Source organism: Gaiella sp., from assembly GCF_035710885.1.
Lineage (GTDB): Bacteria > Actinomycetota > Thermoleophilia > Gaiellales > Gaiellaceae > Gaiella.
In genome coordinates this window covers 178,590-193,648 of the sequence record NZ_DASTCS010000076.1, presented here as the reverse complement: position 1 = coordinate 193,648, position 15,059 = coordinate 178,590, and the positions used below count along the sequence as shown (strand labels likewise).

At 70.3% G+C, this 15,059-nt stretch carries 13 protein-coding genes and 1 tRNA gene; 9 read left to right on the top strand and 5 right to left on the bottom strand.

Going from position 1 to position 15,059, the window contains the following annotated elements; genetic code table 11:
* Nucleotides 1–7 precede the first annotated feature (7 nt).
* The gene (locus VFO26_RS17815) at nucleotides 8–1,165 is read left to right on the top strand and encodes a HAMP domain-containing sensor histidine kinase (RefSeq protein WP_349259102.1); all 1,158 of its coding nucleotides are present in this window, start codon (nucleotides 8–10) and stop codon (nucleotides 1,163–1,165) included.
* A 312-nt stretch (nucleotides 1,166–1,477) separates the two neighbouring features.
* On the top strand, nucleotides 1,478–2,122 hold the full coding sequence (locus tag VFO26_RS17810) for a hypothetical protein (protein WP_325116435.1): 645 nt from the start codon (nucleotides 1,478–1,480) through the stop codon (nucleotides 2,120–2,122).
* Nucleotides 2,123–2,480: 358 nt separating this feature from the next.
* Here VFO26_RS17810 and VFO26_RS17805 read toward each other — a convergent pair.
* The 3 genes from VFO26_RS17805 to VFO26_RS17795 form a co-directional block, all read right to left on the bottom strand.
* A tRNA-Arg gene (locus tag VFO26_RS17805) sits at nucleotides 2,481–2,552 on the bottom strand.
* 123 nt (nucleotides 2,553–2,675) lie between these two features.
* Nucleotides 2,676–3,557 (bottom strand): alpha/beta hydrolase, encoded by an 882-nt coding sequence (locus VFO26_RS17800; RefSeq protein WP_325116434.1) that lies wholly within the window; start codon nucleotides 3,555–3,557, stop codon nucleotides 2,676–2,678.
* The gene (locus tag VFO26_RS17795) at nucleotides 3,539–4,711 is read right to left on the bottom strand and encodes a cobalamin-independent methionine synthase II family protein (protein ID WP_325116433.1); all 1,173 of its coding nucleotides are present in this window, start codon (nucleotides 4,709–4,711) and stop codon (nucleotides 3,539–3,541) included. The genes VFO26_RS17800 and VFO26_RS17795 overlap by 19 nt, the downstream gene beginning before the upstream one ends.
* A 62-nt stretch (nucleotides 4,712–4,773) precedes the next feature.
* Here VFO26_RS17795 and VFO26_RS17790 point away from each other — a divergent pair, with 62 nt between their 5' ends.
* From VFO26_RS17790 to VFO26_RS17760, 7 genes are all read left to right on the top strand, one after another.
* Nucleotides 4,774–5,664: an SDR family NAD(P)-dependent oxidoreductase gene (locus VFO26_RS17790; RefSeq protein WP_325116432.1), complete on the top strand. Its 891-nt coding sequence runs from the start codon at nucleotides 4,774–4,776 to the stop codon at nucleotides 5,662–5,664.
* Between the two features lie 5 nt (nucleotides 5,665–5,669).
* Nucleotides 5,670–6,572 carry an SDR family NAD(P)-dependent oxidoreductase gene (locus VFO26_RS17785; RefSeq protein ID WP_325116431.1) on the top strand — a complete coding sequence of 301 codons (903 nt, stop codon included), beginning with the start codon at nucleotides 5,670–5,672 and terminating at the stop codon, nucleotides 6,570–6,572.
* Between the two features lie 191 nt (nucleotides 6,573–6,763).
* Nucleotides 6,764–8,041, top strand: a complete 1,278-nt coding sequence (locus VFO26_RS17780; protein ID WP_325116430.1) for an ABC transporter substrate-binding protein — start codon at nucleotides 6,764–6,766, stop codon at nucleotides 8,039–8,041.
* Nucleotides 8,042–8,106: 65 nt separating this feature from the next.
* Complete coding sequence (locus tag VFO26_RS17775; protein ID WP_325116429.1) at nucleotides 8,107–10,899, top strand: ABC transporter permease subunit; 2,793 nt, start codon at nucleotides 8,107–8,109, stop codon at nucleotides 10,897–10,899.
* Complete coding sequence (locus VFO26_RS17770; protein ID WP_325116428.1) at nucleotides 10,896–11,666, top strand: ABC transporter ATP-binding protein; 771 nt, start codon at nucleotides 10,896–10,898, stop codon at nucleotides 11,664–11,666. The genes VFO26_RS17775 and VFO26_RS17770 overlap by 4 nt, the downstream gene beginning before the upstream one ends.
* Complete coding sequence (locus VFO26_RS17765; RefSeq protein WP_325116427.1) at nucleotides 11,666–11,953, top strand: UGSC family (seleno)protein; 288 nt, start codon at nucleotides 11,666–11,668, stop codon at nucleotides 11,951–11,953. Before VFO26_RS17770 ends, VFO26_RS17765 begins: the two co-directional genes overlap by 1 nt.
* Before the next feature lie 57 nt (nucleotides 11,954–12,010).
* Nucleotides 12,011–13,324 (top strand): UGSC family (seleno)protein, encoded by a 1,314-nt coding sequence (locus tag VFO26_RS17760; protein WP_325116426.1) that lies wholly within the window; start codon nucleotides 12,011–12,013, stop codon nucleotides 13,322–13,324.
* A gap of 88 nt (nucleotides 13,325–13,412) precedes the next feature.
* Here VFO26_RS17760 and VFO26_RS17755 read toward each other — a convergent pair whose 3' ends face one another.
* Both VFO26_RS17755 and VFO26_RS17750 read right to left on the bottom strand, forming a co-directional pair.
* On the bottom strand, nucleotides 13,413–14,339 hold the full coding sequence (locus VFO26_RS17755) for an NAD(P)/FAD-dependent oxidoreductase (RefSeq protein WP_325116425.1): 927 nt from the start codon (nucleotides 14,337–14,339) through the stop codon (nucleotides 13,413–13,415).
* Between the two features lie 77 nt (nucleotides 14,340–14,416).
* Entirely contained in the window at nucleotides 14,417–14,992 is a 576-nt protein-coding gene (locus VFO26_RS17750; RefSeq protein ID WP_325116423.1) for a nuclear transport factor 2 family protein, read from the bottom strand.
* Between the last annotated feature and the right edge of the window lie 67 nt (nucleotides 14,993–15,059).

Below are 15,059 nucleotides of genomic sequence, written 5' to 3'. Positions count from 1 at the left end.
GGAGAGCATCGTCAGGGCGTCCGGGTTGAGCGTTCGCCTCAAGCTCACCCTCAGCTACGCCGGCTTCCTCATGCTCGCAGGCGCCTTGCTGCTCGCCGCCGTGTGGCTGTTCCTCCTGCGCTACGTCCCCGAGAATGCGCTCATCAGCACCCCCGTTCCCGGTCCTTTTCCCATCCGGTCGAACCTCCTGCACGTCTTCGCTCCGCGGGCGGCTGCGGTGTTGGCTTTCCTGCTGGTGTTCGGTCTGCTCGGAGGATGGTTGCTCGCCGGTCGCATGCTCGCGCCGCTGACCCGCATCACGGACGCGACACGCATTGCCGCGAACGGGTCGCTCTCCCACCGGATCCGGTTGGAAGGCAGCAACGACGAATTCCGGGAGCTCGCCGACGCGTTCGACACCATGCTCGCGCGCCTCGAGGCGCACGTCGACGAGCAGCAGAGATTCGCAGCCAACGCCTCGCACGAGCTGCGCACCCCGCTGGCGATCACGCGGACGCTTCTCGATGTCGCAAGCAACGATCCGAACCGCGACACCGGCGAGCTCGTCGATCGCCTCCACGCCGTCAACACCCGAGCGATCGACCTCACCGAAGCATTGCTCCTGCTCAGCCGCGCCGACCAACGGTCATTCACGCGGGAACGCGTCGACCTGTCGCTCATAGCGGAGGAAGCCACCGAGACGCTCCTCCCCCTCGCAGAACAACGGGGTCTCACCGTCGAGACCTCCGGCGACATGACGCCCGCGATCGGCTCACACGCGCTCCTGCTGCAGTTGAGCACGAACCTCGTACACAACGCGATCGTCCACAACCTGCCCGAACAGGGCGCGGTGTGGGTCACGACCCGCACTCACCCCGAGAGTGTGGTGCTCACCGTCGAGAACACGGGCGAGAAGCTCGCCCCGCAGTCGGTGTCCACGCTTGCCGAGCCGTTTCTTCGCGGTGCCGAACGCATCCACACCGACCACGCAGGCGTCGGCCTCGGCCTGGCAATCGTCAAGAGCATCACCCAGGCACACGACGGAACCCTCACCCTCTCCCCCCGGGCCGCCGGCGGGCTCCGGGTCGCCGTGCAACTACCCCCCGCGCCACCGCACACCGGCCCGGAGCTGGAAAGCAGCCGGCGAGGCACGACCGAGCGGCTTGACCAAGCGAGAACTGCCTGACCAAGCCGCCCTTGCGGAGAATGCCCCCGGCAAGGAACTCGCGCACGCGGTCAGGAAGCGCGGGCTCTCCCGCTCGACCACGCGGCTCGGGCCAGTGGTGCGCCGGAGCGCGCGCCATCGACGTCGCCCAGGTGGTTCTGCGGCGGCAAGACGGTCCAGATCGCCGTCTTCCAGTCGTGCGCCTCTGCGTCGGCCGTGCCCCCTTACAGGGGCACGGCCCTTACGAAAAGCTCATGTCTGTGTCGCACCGTGCGTGAGATCACGAAGACGCGCGTAGCAAGACGCAGCGCTCGACGGAAGGGGAAGAGCGAGATGCGCAGGCTGACGTTCGCAGCAATTGCGCTGGTCGTGCTGGCGACGGCTGGGCTGGCCGTAGCGAAGGCAGTGGGGCCGACGAAGAGCATCTCGTCGGTCACCGGCACCTTCACGGCAGTGACCGTGCAGCAGATCGGCAAACCCACGAGTTGCACCACCTCCGACGGCAAGACCCTGGTCACCGCCAAGGCCCGCTACAGCGGTGTCGCCGCGGGAGACGGAAACCTTGCCGGTCCGATCACGCTGGACGCGCGGGTCGTCGCCAACGCGACCGACAACATCGGTGTGGTCGAAGGCAAGCTCCGCATCCACGTCGCCTCGGGAGAGACGGCCGCGCGGTTCACCGGCGTGTGGGCGAGCGGCAAGCTCGTCGGATTCGCGACGGGCCATACGGGGGACCCGCACGCCAAGCTGTTCGCCAATTTCTCGTCCGGCTTTGCCCCGGCGACGGGGTTCACCGGAGGCAAGATCGGTGCGGCGGACGGCGGCTCGGCAGTCGAGGTCCGGCCGGGGAAGTGTGCTCCCAAGCACCAACCGGTCGTTCCGGGCGCGAAGCCGAAGCCGAAGCACGAACCGGTCGCCCCGGGCGGGAGGAAGGATCACGACGAGAAGGCGGAGCACGACAGGAAAGGCAAGAACTAGAGCGCGTCGCGTCACTCTCGGGCACGCTCGGTATCAGGGACGCGCCGAGAGCCACCAAGCAGCAAGGCGACTTCGGCGGTGGAACGGAGCGCTCCCGTTCCACCGCCTCGCCGCGTGCGGAGGGTGTGCGTTAGGAAGCTCTCGCTCGGTCGCTCGACTCGCTTCGTCGTCTCGCACACCCGGGAGGCGCGCGATCGCCCACGGCGCGCCAGTCGCGCGCCAAGTGAGGGACTCGGATCCAATCGTCTCGAGGCCGTCTCGGGCGGTCTACGCAGGGAGATCGCCCGCAACGGTTCCGCGAGCCGCGAAGCGGCTCGACCAAGCGAAAACCGCCTGACCAAGCCGTCCTTGCGGAGAATGCCCCCGGCAAGAATCGAACTTGCGCACGCGGTTTAGGAAACCGCTGCTCTATCCACTGAGCTACGGGGGCGAAAAGCGGCGATTTGCAGGAGTTTCTTACCCGCCTCGCCGCTGATCCATTCTATCCACCGTGGCGTGGTCTCGCCGGTCGGGTGACGACGCCGATGTGACGAGGCCGGGCGCCGGCGCCTGATCAGCCGCCGTATGTGTCCAGGAACCGGCGCAGGTGGTCCGTGAAGGCTTGGCGATGGAGCCGCGCTTCGTGGATTCGGTGGCCGCAACCGGCGACGCGGTGCACCTCGACCCCCGGCTGGCTTTGCCGTAGGCGGATCGCGTCCTCGGTCGAGAACGCGGCACCGGCGGCATCGTCCCCGGCGAGGATGACGACCGGCGGGGTGACCGGCAGTCCCGTGTTGGTGGCGGCGAGCGTCGAGCCGTCGATCGCGCCGTCGATCACGCCGATGTCCAGCCTCCGGTACCCGAAGGCGAGGGCGGCGAGCGCGTCGTCGGTGAGGACCTCGCGGAGCGGCGGCGTCCCGGGCGGGCCCCACCGCATGGCACCGATACGCTCCGCCATCTCCTCGTCCGAGAGGCCGTGCTCGCCGCCGGCGAGGATGGTGGCCTTCACGGCGTGGAAGACGTCCCGGAACCGGCCTGCCTCGAGGTCCGGCGTCTCCCCCGCGAGGAGCGGAGGGTCTTCGAGCAGCGCCGCCGTGACGACCTCGGGATGGCTTTGCGCGAGCCACCACGCGACGACGCCGCCGAGCGAGTGCCCCACGAGCACCGCCGGCCGCGCGACCACCTCGCCGAGGACGGTGACGACGTCGGCGCCGTAGCGCGCGAGGGCGTAGGTGCCGGGCGCGTGGTCGGAGCGACCGTGACCGCGGAAGTCGATCCGGACGACCCGACGACCGCCCGTCACGGCATCGGCCAGAGGATCCCACGTTCGGCCGCTCGAGCCGACCCCGTGCAGGAACACGACCGGGACGGTGTTGTCCGGCCCCCCGACGTCGACGTGCAGACCGACGCCGGCGCTTTCGATGCGGAGCGGAGCGCCTACTTCGCTCCAGGCCACACGCGCCGCGCGACATCTCCGATCAGCCGGAGCTTCGCTTCCTGCTCGGCGGGCGTCATCACACCGACCACGCCGGACGCAAATCCGCACTGCGGGCTGACCGCCAGCCGCTCGAGCGGCACGTACCGGGTCGCCTCCTCGATGCGGGCCTCGAGATCGTCCGGGTCCTCGAGCGCGCCCTGCTTCGTCGTGACGAGCCCCAGCACGACCTCGTGGGTCGGAAGCACGTCCGCGAGCGGCTCGAACGTGCCCGCGCGGTCCGAGTCGTACTCGAGGAGCAGCCGATCGAGGTTCTTCAGGCGCGGAAAGACCTCCTTCGAGATCGCCTCGTAGCCCCCGGTCGCGGCCCACATCCCGCCGGGAGCATTGCCGCGGCACATGTGCATCGCGCGTGTGACGTCCGTGAGCCCGTCGAAGACCATGCTGTCGAACTCGGCGTCCGCGACGAGCTCGTGCGCCATGTCGTGCCCGTGCTCCTCGAAGGCCGCCCGGTTCGCCGGGTCGATATGCCACTGCGCGTAGTTCGGGGCGTCGATCTGCACGTAGTCGCAGCCGAGCTCGACGAGGCGGTCGACGACGTGCTCGCGGAGGATGCGCGCGACGTCGCGGATGAACTCGTCCGAGGTCGGATACGCGTCGGCCGAGTACTCGGGATGCCAGTAGATGCGGTGCCAGCTGGGCGCCGGGATCGTGTACTTCGTCCGCGCACGGGCATTTGCCTTCAGAAATGCGTACTCGTCCGTGACGATGTCGCGCTCGACCTCCAGCCGCCGCGTGACGAAGGGCTCTTCGGGCGGGAGACCCGACGTGTCGGCGGGCGTGCCCGAGCCCGTCTTCCACAGGTCGCGCCAGCCCGACTCCGCGTCGAGGAACTCGAACCCGCTCACGGGTGGGCGGAACAGCGGGTCGTCCATGATCGGGATGAACGCGATCCACCCGTTTCGGCGGTACTCCCCGTCGGTGATCGCCTCGATGCCGGCGCCCTCCTGGAGGGCGATCGCCTCGAGCACCGCGCGGTCCTCTGCTGCGCGGAGCTCGCCGGCGTCGATCGTGCCCGCGCGCGCCGCCTCCCTCGCCCGCTGCAGGTGCTCGGGTCGCAGCAGGCTGCCGACGACGTCTGCGCGCACCACCGTCGTCGCCGTCTCGGTCGCCATCAGCACGAGCCTCCTCGAGATGCTGGGCTGTCGAGAATCGAGCCTATAAGGTCCCGGGACCGATGCGGGACGTCGAAGGCAGAGTGGCCTTCATCACCGGCGGCGGGAGCGGTGTCGGGCTCGGCATGGCCAGGTCGTTCGTGGGCGCGGGGATGCGGGTCGCGATCGCCGACCTCCGCGCCGACCACCTCGAGGAGGCGACGGCGCAGCTCGGCGGTGACGTGCACGCGATCCGGCTGGACGTGACCGACCGCGCGGCGTTCGCGCATGCAGCGGACGAGGCGGAGCGCGTCCTCGGGAACGTGCACGTGCTCTGCCTGAACGCGGGGATCAATCTCTTCAACGACATCTCCGAGGCGACCTACCAGGACTGGGACTGGGTGCTCGGCGTCAACCTCGGAGGGGTCGTGAACGGCGTGGTGACGTTCGTGCCGCGGATCAAGGCGCACGCCGAGGGCGGTCACGTCGTCACCACGGCGTCGATGGCCGCGTTCGTCGCGGGGCCCGGCGCGGGGATCTACACCACCGCGAAGTACGCGGTGCACGGGCTGTCCGAGGCGCTGCGCTGGAGCCTGCTGCCACACGGGATCGGCGTCTCGATGGTCTGCCCCGGTCTCGTCAAGAGCAAGATCTACGAGAGCGACCTGATCCGGCCGGCGGAGCTCTCGACCGACGTCACTCCCGCCGACGAGGAGTTCATGCGCATCCTCCCGGGCCTTCACGAGGCGGGGATGGACCCGGACGAGGTCGGCGAGAAGGTCCTGCGCGCGATCCGGCAGAACGACTTCTACGTCTTCACCCACGCCGACCACCGCGACGAGCTGCGCGGGATCTTCGACGAGATCCTCGCCGCGTTCCCGGACGAGCCGGTGCCGGCCGAGCGGCTCGCGGTCGAGGAGGGCCGGCGCGCGGGGAAGGCCCGCGCCCTGGCCTCGTGGCCCGGCGACCGCTAGGGCGGATGGACGAGGTCGCCGGCAAGACCGCGTTCGTGACCGGCGGCGCGAGCGGGATCGGGCTCGGCATTGCCGAGGCGTTCGTCGAGGCGGGGATGAACGTCGTGATCGCCGACCTGCGGCCCGACCACATCGAGACCGCGCTCGGGCGCTTCGTCGAGAGCGGCGCGCGGGAGCACGTGCACCCGATCGAGCTGGACGTCACCGACCGCGAGGGCTTCGCCCGGGCCGCCGACGAGGCCGAAGGAGTCTTCGGCAGCGTGCACGTCCTCTGCAACAACGCGGGCATGGGCATCCTCGGGCCCGTCACGCTTGCCCGCTACGACGATTGGGACTGGGGACTGGGCGTGCTGCTGGGGGGCGTCGTCAACGGAGTCCAGACGTTCGTCCCGCGACTGCTCGCGCATGGCGAAGGTGGGCACATCGTGAACACCTCGTCGATGGCCGGCGTCGTCCCGATCGGCGGCGCCGCGATCTACATCACGGCCAAGGCCGCGGTGATCGGGCTCTCGGAGGCGCTGCGCAGCGAGCTGGCCGAAGCGGGAATCGGCGTCTCGGCCTTCTGCCCCGGCCCGGTGCAGACGAATATCCGCGAGGGCGGCAGGACGCGGCCCGAACGCTACGGCGACTCGGGGTACGCCGAGCTGGAGCGGGAGCTCGAGGCGCGCCCCAACTCACCGCTCTGGATGGACCCGCGCGAATGCGGGGAGCGCGTCCTCCGCGGCATCCGCCGCGACGACCTGTACATCTTCACCCACCGCGAGTTCCGGGAGGGCGCCGACGAGCGCTTCCGCGCGATGCTCGCCTCGTTCCCGGACGAGCCGCTCGACCGCGAGCGCGCGGACGCGATCGACTTCCTTCTCTCCAACCCGATCTTCCGCGAGGCGCTCGAGCGGCGCTCCGTGTGACGCCATGCGCACTCTTTGACAGTTTTGTTGACACTTTCGTCACAAGCGGGTTACGCTCGCCGGATCGTACGTGGGCCCAGTGAGCGGATGGATGCAGCGACGCCGCGAGCCGCTGAGACGTGCGCGGCATCGATGCGAGTGAGGCGCACGGGCACGCGCAGGAATTGCCGAGGAGCCAGAAGGAGGTAGCTATGCGTTCCGCAGGGATCGTCGATGCCGTGCGGGGGCGACGCGCGACCATCGTCCTCGCCGTGGCAGCTGCCCTCACGGCGACCGCCACGGCCGTCGCCGCAACGGGTGCGGCTCCGCGGCCGCAAGTTCTCGACTACCAGGTCTACGTCGGGGGCAAGGGGCGGGCGAACCCGCGCCTCGCGCCCGTCACGATCGGGTTCATCAACCAGCAGGGCGGGCCGCCGAACGTCAACCGGCCGCAGGCGACGAGCGTGATCCGTGCCGGAGTGAGGATGGTGAACGCCGAGCTGGGCGGCATCCACGGGCATCCGCTCCGGCTGACCGAGTGCTTCGTCGCGGAGGCGGAGGAAGAAGGGGTGCGCTGTGGCCAGCAGTTCGCCAACGACAGGAACGTGAAGGCCGTCCTCTTCGGTTTCCTCGTCAACGGCAACCAGTCCCTCTACGCGACCCTACGGGGCACGAAGCCGGTGATCGGCGGCGTCACGGCGACCGCGAGCGATCCGACGGCGCGGAACGCCTACTTCCTGAACGGCAGCCAGACGAGCGTGCTCGGGCCTTTCGGCACGTACACGCAGCGGGCCCTGCGGAACGTGAGGACCGTGGCCATCGTCTATCCGAACCAGCCCGGCGCAGACACCGCAGCGTTCGCGCTGCGAAGCGCGATGCAGCGGGTCGGGCGCCAGGTGACGATGGTCGCTACCCAGCCGCTCGCCACCGACCTGCTCGGCGCGGCGACCCAGGCGAGCTCGGCGGACATGATCGTCCCGGCGCTCGGCTTCACCGAGTGCGTGCCGTTCGCACGGGCGCTCGAGCAGATCCGCTACACGAAGCCGGTTCTGTCGACGCCGCTCTGCACGGCCATCCCCCGGGCGGCGTACGCGGGCGGCGACCTCCCGAAGTGGACGTACGGCATCGCCCAGACCCTCGTCAACCTGCCCGGCCCGCAGTCGAGCCTGTTCCTCCGGAAAGGGCTCCAGTACGGCACGACGGTGAACGACATGCTGTGGGTCTTCTCGGAGATCGCGTGGGAGGAGCTGCTCGCGACCGTGAAGATCATGAACCGGATCCCGTACGCGCAGCTGACCCCGGCACGGATCAGCGCCGGGTTCAAGGCCTTCCGTGGCCCGCTCGTGCTGGCGGCTCCGGAGGTGGCGTGCGGCAAGGTGTCCCCGAGAGAGCCGGCGGTCTGCGGCAACCAGACCCAGTTCTACACCTACCTCGGCCAAGGCAAGTGGAAGCTCGCCTCGGGCTGGCTGAAGCCGCCCACGGGCGGGTAGGCGAGACCGACGGAGCTGCGGGCCCGGCGTCGGCCGGGCCCGCAGGATCCGCGATCGACTGAGAGATGCGGGACATCCTCCTCTTCGCAGCCCTCGGGCTCGGCGCCGGGGCGCTCATCGCGAGCATCGCGCTCGCACTCGTCCTGATCTACCGCGGCTCGGGGATCATCAACATCGCGACCGGAGCGATCGCGATGACGGGCGCTTACAGCTTCTGGGCGTTCCGGACCGGAGAGTTCGGCTTCCAGCTCTCGTCGGCGGCGGCCTTCGTGCTCACGCTCGTCGCGATGGCCGTGTTCGGCGTCGTGATCGAGCTGGCGATCTTCCGGCCGCTCCGCAACACGGCGCCGCTCGCGAAGCTCGCGGCCTCGCTCGGCCTGCTGCTCGTGCTCCAGTCCGGCGTGGTCGTGATCTTCTCGAGCGAGCCGAAGTCGGCCCCGTCGATCCTGCCGTCCGACACGATCACGTTCTTCGGCCGCGTCGTGCCGATCGACCGCTTCATGCTCGCCGGGATCGTGATCGTCGTCGCCGCGGTGCTGGCGGCTCTGTACCGCTGGACGCCGTTCGGCCTCTCGACGCGCGCGGCCTCCGAGAACGAGGTCTCCGCGATGCTCGCGGGCCTGTCGCCCGCCCGCCTCTCGCTCGCGAACACCGTGCTCGCGAGCGTCGTCGCCGGCGGGCTCGGGGTGCTCGTCGCGCCCCTCGTCACGCTCGACTCGCGCACGATGGCGTTCCAGGTGGTACCCGCCCTCGGCGCCGCGCTGCTCGCGGGGTTCACGTCGTTCTTCATCGCGTGTTTCGCCGGCCTGGGGATCGGCATGTTCCAGTCGCTGCTCCAGTACTGGTCGACGCAGAGCTGGTTCCCGACCGACGAGGGGAGCGCGCCGCTGCGGGGGCTGCCCGAGCTGTTCGTCTTCCTCGTCATCGTGGTCGCGCTCTTCCTGCGAGGAGCCAGCCTTCCCGGGCGCGGCGAGATCGTCGAGAAGCGCCTCCCGGCCGTGCCTCGCCCGGAGCGGCTCGGCAGGTGGAGCGGGATCCTCCTGCTGGCCGGCGTCGTCTGCCTGATCGTGTTCCCGTACGACTTCCGCCAGGCGCTGATCAACTCGCTTCTCGGCATCCTCATCTGCCTCTCGCTCGTGGTCATCGTCGGCTTCGTCGGGCAGATCTCCGTCGTGCAACTCGCGCTCGCCGGCGTGGCGGGCTTCACGATGTCGCATCTGACGACGGATCTCGGCGGCATCTGGGCCGAGTTCCCCGTCTCGCTGCTGATCGGCGCCGCCACGGCGACCGTCATCGGGCTTCTGATCGCCGTCTCGGCGCTGCGGGTGCGCGGCGTCAGCCTGGTGGTCGTCACGCTCGCGGCCGCCCTCGCGCTCGAGCAGTTCGGCTTCCTCAACGCGCGCTGGGGCGGCGGGCCGACGGGCTCGCCGGTCACGCAGCCCGAGCTCGGAGGCGTCAACCTCGGCCCGGACGCGTCCTTCCGCGGCATCGACGACAACCTGCCGAGCCCCGTGTTCGGCTTCCTCGTCCTCGCCGCGGCGATCCTCCTCGCCCTCCTCGTCGCCAACGTGCGGCGCTCCAGCCTCGGGCAGAGGATGCTGGCCGTCCGCTCGAACGAGCGTGCCGCGGCGGCCTCGGGGATCAACGTCCGCAACACGAAGCTCGCCGGCTTCGGGATCGCGGCTTTCCTCGCGGGCATGGCCGGTGCCCTGTACGCCTACAACTTCGGCTCGGTCAGCTACACGCGGTTCGGCCCGCTGGCGGCGCTCGGCCTCATCGCGTTCACATACTTCGGGGGCATCACGATGATCTCCGGGGCGATCATCGCCGGCGTCGGCGCGACCGAGGGCCTCCTGCCCCGCGCCTTCGACGAGTGGCTCGGCCTGTCCGGGACGTGGGCCCTCCTCGTCGGCGGCATCGCGCTGATCGTGACCCTGCTCGTCCACCCGGAGGGCATCGCCGGGGCCGGCTACACGAGGAAGCAGCAGAAGGCGAAGCGGCTCGCGGCGGAGGCCGCGGCCTCCGAGCCGCGGCCTCGGGTCGCGCCGGTGCCGCGCCGGGAGCGACCGGCACGGCGGGAGCCGGGTCCGATCGTCCTCGAGGCGACCGGGGTCTCCGTGTCCTTCGGAGGCCTGCGCGCGCTCGACGAGGTCGATCTCGCGGTGTCCGAAGGCCAGCTCGTCGGGCTGATCGGCCCGAACGGCGCGGGCAAGACGACGTTCATCGACGCGATCACGGGCTTCGTGCCCTATCGCGGGGGGGCGGAGCTCGACGGCAAGCGGCTGGACGGGCTGCCGGCCCACGCGCGCGCAGATCGCGGGCTCGCCAGGACGTGGCAGTCGATCGAGCTGTTCGACGACCTGAGCGTGCGCGAGAACCTCGCCGTGGCGTCCTACCACCCGTCCACCTGGGCCACGGTCAGGGAGACCCTCTGGAGGCCGGTGACGAGCACGAAGGCCGCCGACGAGGCGCTCGAGCTCCTCGGGCTCCGGGAAGCGGCGGATGCAACGCCCGAGGACCTCTCGCAGGGGCAGCGCAAGCTCGTCGGGATCGCGCGCGCGCTCGCCTCGGAGCCGAGGCTCCTCTGCCTCGACGAGCCGGCGGCGGGCCTCGACGCCCGGGAAGGCGAGGCGCTCGCGTACCACCTCCGCGACGTGGTCGACCAAGGGACGGCGATGCTGCTCATCGATCACGACATGGGGCTCGTGCTCGGGATCTCCGACTACGTGGTCGTGCTCGAGTTCGGCAAGGTCATCGCGCACGGGCCGCCGGAGGTCGTTCGTCGCGACCCGCAGGTGATCGAGGCCTATCTGGGCGGCGCCGCGTCCGAGCTCGAGCCGGTGGTGGACGCACCATGAGCGAGGCCGTCCTGAGCATCGAGGGGCTGACCGCCGGGTACGACCGAGCGGCCGTGATCCGAGACCTGGACATCACGGTCGGCCCGGGCGAGGTGGTTGCGCTGCTCGGCTCGAACGGCGCCGGCAAGACCACCACGCTGCGGGTGATCTCGGGCCTCGTCCGGCCGATGAGCGGGCGCGTCGTCTTCGACGGCGAGGACGTCGCTCGGGTGTCCCCCACGCAACGCGCGCGGCGCGGGATCGCCCACGTGCCGGAAGGCCGTGGGATCTTCTACGGCCTGACCGTCGCCGAGCACTTCGGGCTCGGCTACCGCGGCGGGCGGCCGGACGAGGAGGCCGCCTACGAGTACTTCCCGAAGCTCGCCGAGCTTCGCACGCGACGGGTGGGGCTGCTCTCGGGCGGCGAGCAGCAGATGCTTGCGATCGCCCGCGGGCTCGCGCGCCGGCCACGGCTGCTGCTCCTCGACGAGCTCTCGCTCGGGCTCGCCCCCGTGATCGTGGAGGGCCTCCTACCGGTCGTGCACAAGTACGCGCTCGACTCGGGGTGCGGCGTGCTGCTCGTCGAGCAGCACATCCAGCTCGCGCTCGAGATCGCCGACCGCGGCTACGTGCTCTCGCACGGGGAGATCGTCCTCTCGGACCGCGCGGAGGTGCTGCAAGGCGACCGGGAGCTCCTGATCTCCAGCTACCTGGGCGAGCAGCAGGTCCCGATCGGGGAGACAAGCACGGGCCGGATAGCATCGCCAACGGACTCCGGGAGGCAGTGATGGCCAAGTTCAGGGTATTGAACCCCGAGGGGTACCCGCCGAAGGTCAACGCGCGCGGGATGGCGCCGAGCCTGGACGGGCTCGACGGGAAGAGGCTCTTCCTCGTCGACGTCGGCTTCGCGAACTCGGACAACTTCATGGCGCAGCTCCGCGGCTGGTTCGAGGAGCACCGGCCGTCGATCCGCACGGAGGTGGTCCGGTGGCGCAACCAGCACATCCCCGACCCCGAGCTGTGCGAGCGGATCCGGGCCGACGGCGACGCGGCCATCATCGGCGTCGGCACCTGACCCGGCTGCGCGCCGGAGGTCTCCGGCCACGTCGTCGATCTGGAGTCGAACTACGGAGTGCCCACCGTGGGCGTGCACCTGAACGTGTTCGCGCACCTCGTGCGCAACACGGTGAAGACGCACGGGATGCCGAGCGCGCGACAGGTGTTCGTCCCCACCCCGTTGATGAACTCGTCGCCCGCGGTGCTGCGCGGGTACGTCGAGGGCGACGACCCCGTCCACGAGCGGCCGTTCATGGTCGAGGTCTTCGACCAGCTCACGCGTCCCGTTCCCGACGACGAGCTGCGCGGCGAGGGCTGGGACCGCTCGACGCCCCGCTACGTCGAGGCCGACGGCGAGGAGGAGATGCACGCGCTCTTCCAGGTGCACCGCTACACGGACTTCCTCCCCGTCGTCCTGCCGACCGAGGAGCGCGTCGAGCGGATGCTGGCGGGAACGAGTCATCCGCCGGACGAGATGGTCGGAAAGCTCCGTCCGACGATCGGCATGGAGCACTGGCACTTCGACGTCGAGAGGGTGGCGGTGAACGCCGTGATGGCGGGCGCCGCGCCGGAGTACTTCCCGGTGATCCTCGCGCTCGCGTCGAGCGGCGACACCGGGCGCCAGAGCAGCATGTCCTCGATGGGCAACATGGTCGTCGTCAACGGCCCGATCCGGCACGAGATCGGGATGAACAGTGGGATCGGCGCGCTCGGGCCCTACAACCACGCGAACTCGACGATCGGACGCGCTTTCGGCCTGCTCTCGCAGAACCTCCAGGGCGGCTCGGTGCCGGGAGAGACGTACGCCGGCTCGCAGGGCTGCAACTTCTCCTACAACTGCATCACCTACGCCGAGAACGAGGAGGCGAGCCCCTGGGAGCCGTACCACCTCAAGTACGGCTACTCGGTGGACGAGAGCACGGTCACCGTCTCGTACATCTGGGGCAACGTCTGGGCCGAGTACCTGCGCACGTTCTGGGAGGAGAAGCTCGTCGCGATGATCTCCGGGCTCGAGCCCGGGATGGGGTGCACGCTCGTGCTCGACCCGATCGTTGCGCGCGAGTTCGTCGAGAAGGGGTTCGACACGAAGGAGAAGCTCGCCCGGTGGATTCACGAGAACGCGAAGATCCCGCAGAGGCGCTACTGGGACCACGTGATGCTCAACCTGATCCACGAGGAGGTCGAGTCGGGCGTGGAGCCGTTCGCGAGCTACTGGAACGCGCCGCCCGACGAGCTGATCCCCGTCTTCGAGCCTGACCGGATCAACGTCGTCGTCGCCGGCGGCGAGACGAACGGGCACTTCAGCATCTTCATGGGCTCGCCGATGCGCGCGAAGTTCCGGACGAACGCTGGGCAGAAGGCCGCCGTCTCGATCGACGCCTGGCGCTGAGGCTCGGGGTCACCAGGGGGGCGAGGCTGAAGCCACGCCCCTGAAGCCACGCCCCACGCCCCCCGCATCCCCACCACCCGGACGCGCCTCAGCGGACGCGCTGGGCGAGGTAGCGGTGTGCGGCGATCGCCGCCGTCGCCCCGTCGCCCGCGGCCGTGATCGCCTTGCCTCCGGCGTCCACCCGCACGTCGCCTGCGGCAAGGAGGCCCGGACGCTCGGTTCGCATCCACGTGTCCGTGGGCACGCGCCCGAGCTCGTCCAGCGCGAGGACTCCGTCCAGGAACGCGGTGTTCGGGACGCGGCCGGCGTGGACGAAGACCGCCTTGACGGGCACGACCGACGACTCGCCGCTCGCGAGCTCGCGCACCCGGACGCCCTCCACGTGGCCGTCGCCGAGGATCTCCTCGAGCACCGTGTTGTGCCTGACCTCGACCTGTGCGCTCTCGCGAACGCGGCCGGCGTACGTCTCCTGCCCGCTGAACGACGGATCCGCGTCGACGAGCACCACCTCGATCCCGTGCCCGACGAGCTCGAGCGTCTCCAGGAGCGCCCAGTCGCCGCCGCCGACCATCGCGACGACCTGACCCCGGTAGAGCGGGCCGTCACAGCCGGCGCAGTGGCTCAGGCCCTTGCCCTCGAGCTCGGCCTCGCCCGGCACGCCGAGCTTGCGGGGCCTCGTGCCGGTGGCTACGACGACGGCGGCAGCGAGGATCTCGCGCGCATCCGTGGCGACGACCCAGTCGTCGCCACGCTGCTCGACACTCGTCACGTCCCCCGGCTCCACGGCGGCGCCGGCGTCGGTGACCTGCTCGGAGATCCGAGGGACGAGCTCGAAGCCGGGCACGCCTTCCGGGAAGCCCGGGAAGTCCTCGACCCGCTCCGTGTTCAGGATCGCGCCGCCCGCCCCGAGTGGATCCAGCAGGATGGTGCTCCGGCCCTGACGCGCGGCGAACAGAGCCGCGGTCAGCCCGGCGATCCCTCCGCCCGCGACGGCGATCTCGTAGTCCGCAGCCATTCCCTCACGCTACAACCCCGCCCGTCGCGGGGGCACGGGCGAGCGGGAGACGGTGCCCCCGCTCGCTCGTTTCCGATTCACACCTCCGGGTTGCCGTTCGCAGAGGTCGGCGAGATCGCCGCGAGGACGTCCCAGTGCTCGACGATCTTCCCGTGCTCGTCGAGCCGGAAGATGTCGACCACCTTGCTGCCGAGCGCGGTGTAGACGGGCACGGCGCCCGTGGCCAGCGCGTGCGTCACGACGAGGTCGCATTCGGCGACGACACGCCGGATGTCGATGTGCACGTCGGGGAACGCCGTCGTGAAGCTGCGCACGAACTCGATGAACGCGGGAGCTCCGCTCCGCGCCAACGGGTTGTGCTGGATGTAGAGGTGCGGCTCGCCCGAGCCGTCGAGGTCCTGGCCGGGCTCGTCGAACCCGACGTACCTCTCCACGGCGTCCTCGGGCTCCTTGTCGTTGAACGCCCTCGTGTAGTACGCGACGACGTTCCTCTTGTTGCGCTCGAGCAGCGCCGTGCCGTGCACGCACGCCTTCCTGGCGGCCGCGGTGGGAGCGGCGCTCGCACCGGCGCCCGTGTAGGCGACGGTGAAGCCGAGCGCGGCCAGTGCGACGGCTGCGCCGGCGACGAGGCGGGACGGGGTCAGGAGCTTCATGGCTCCCCTCCTTGGGTCGCTTACCCTGTCGGCAGCGGCATTCTCGACGATTCCTGAAAGGAAAGCC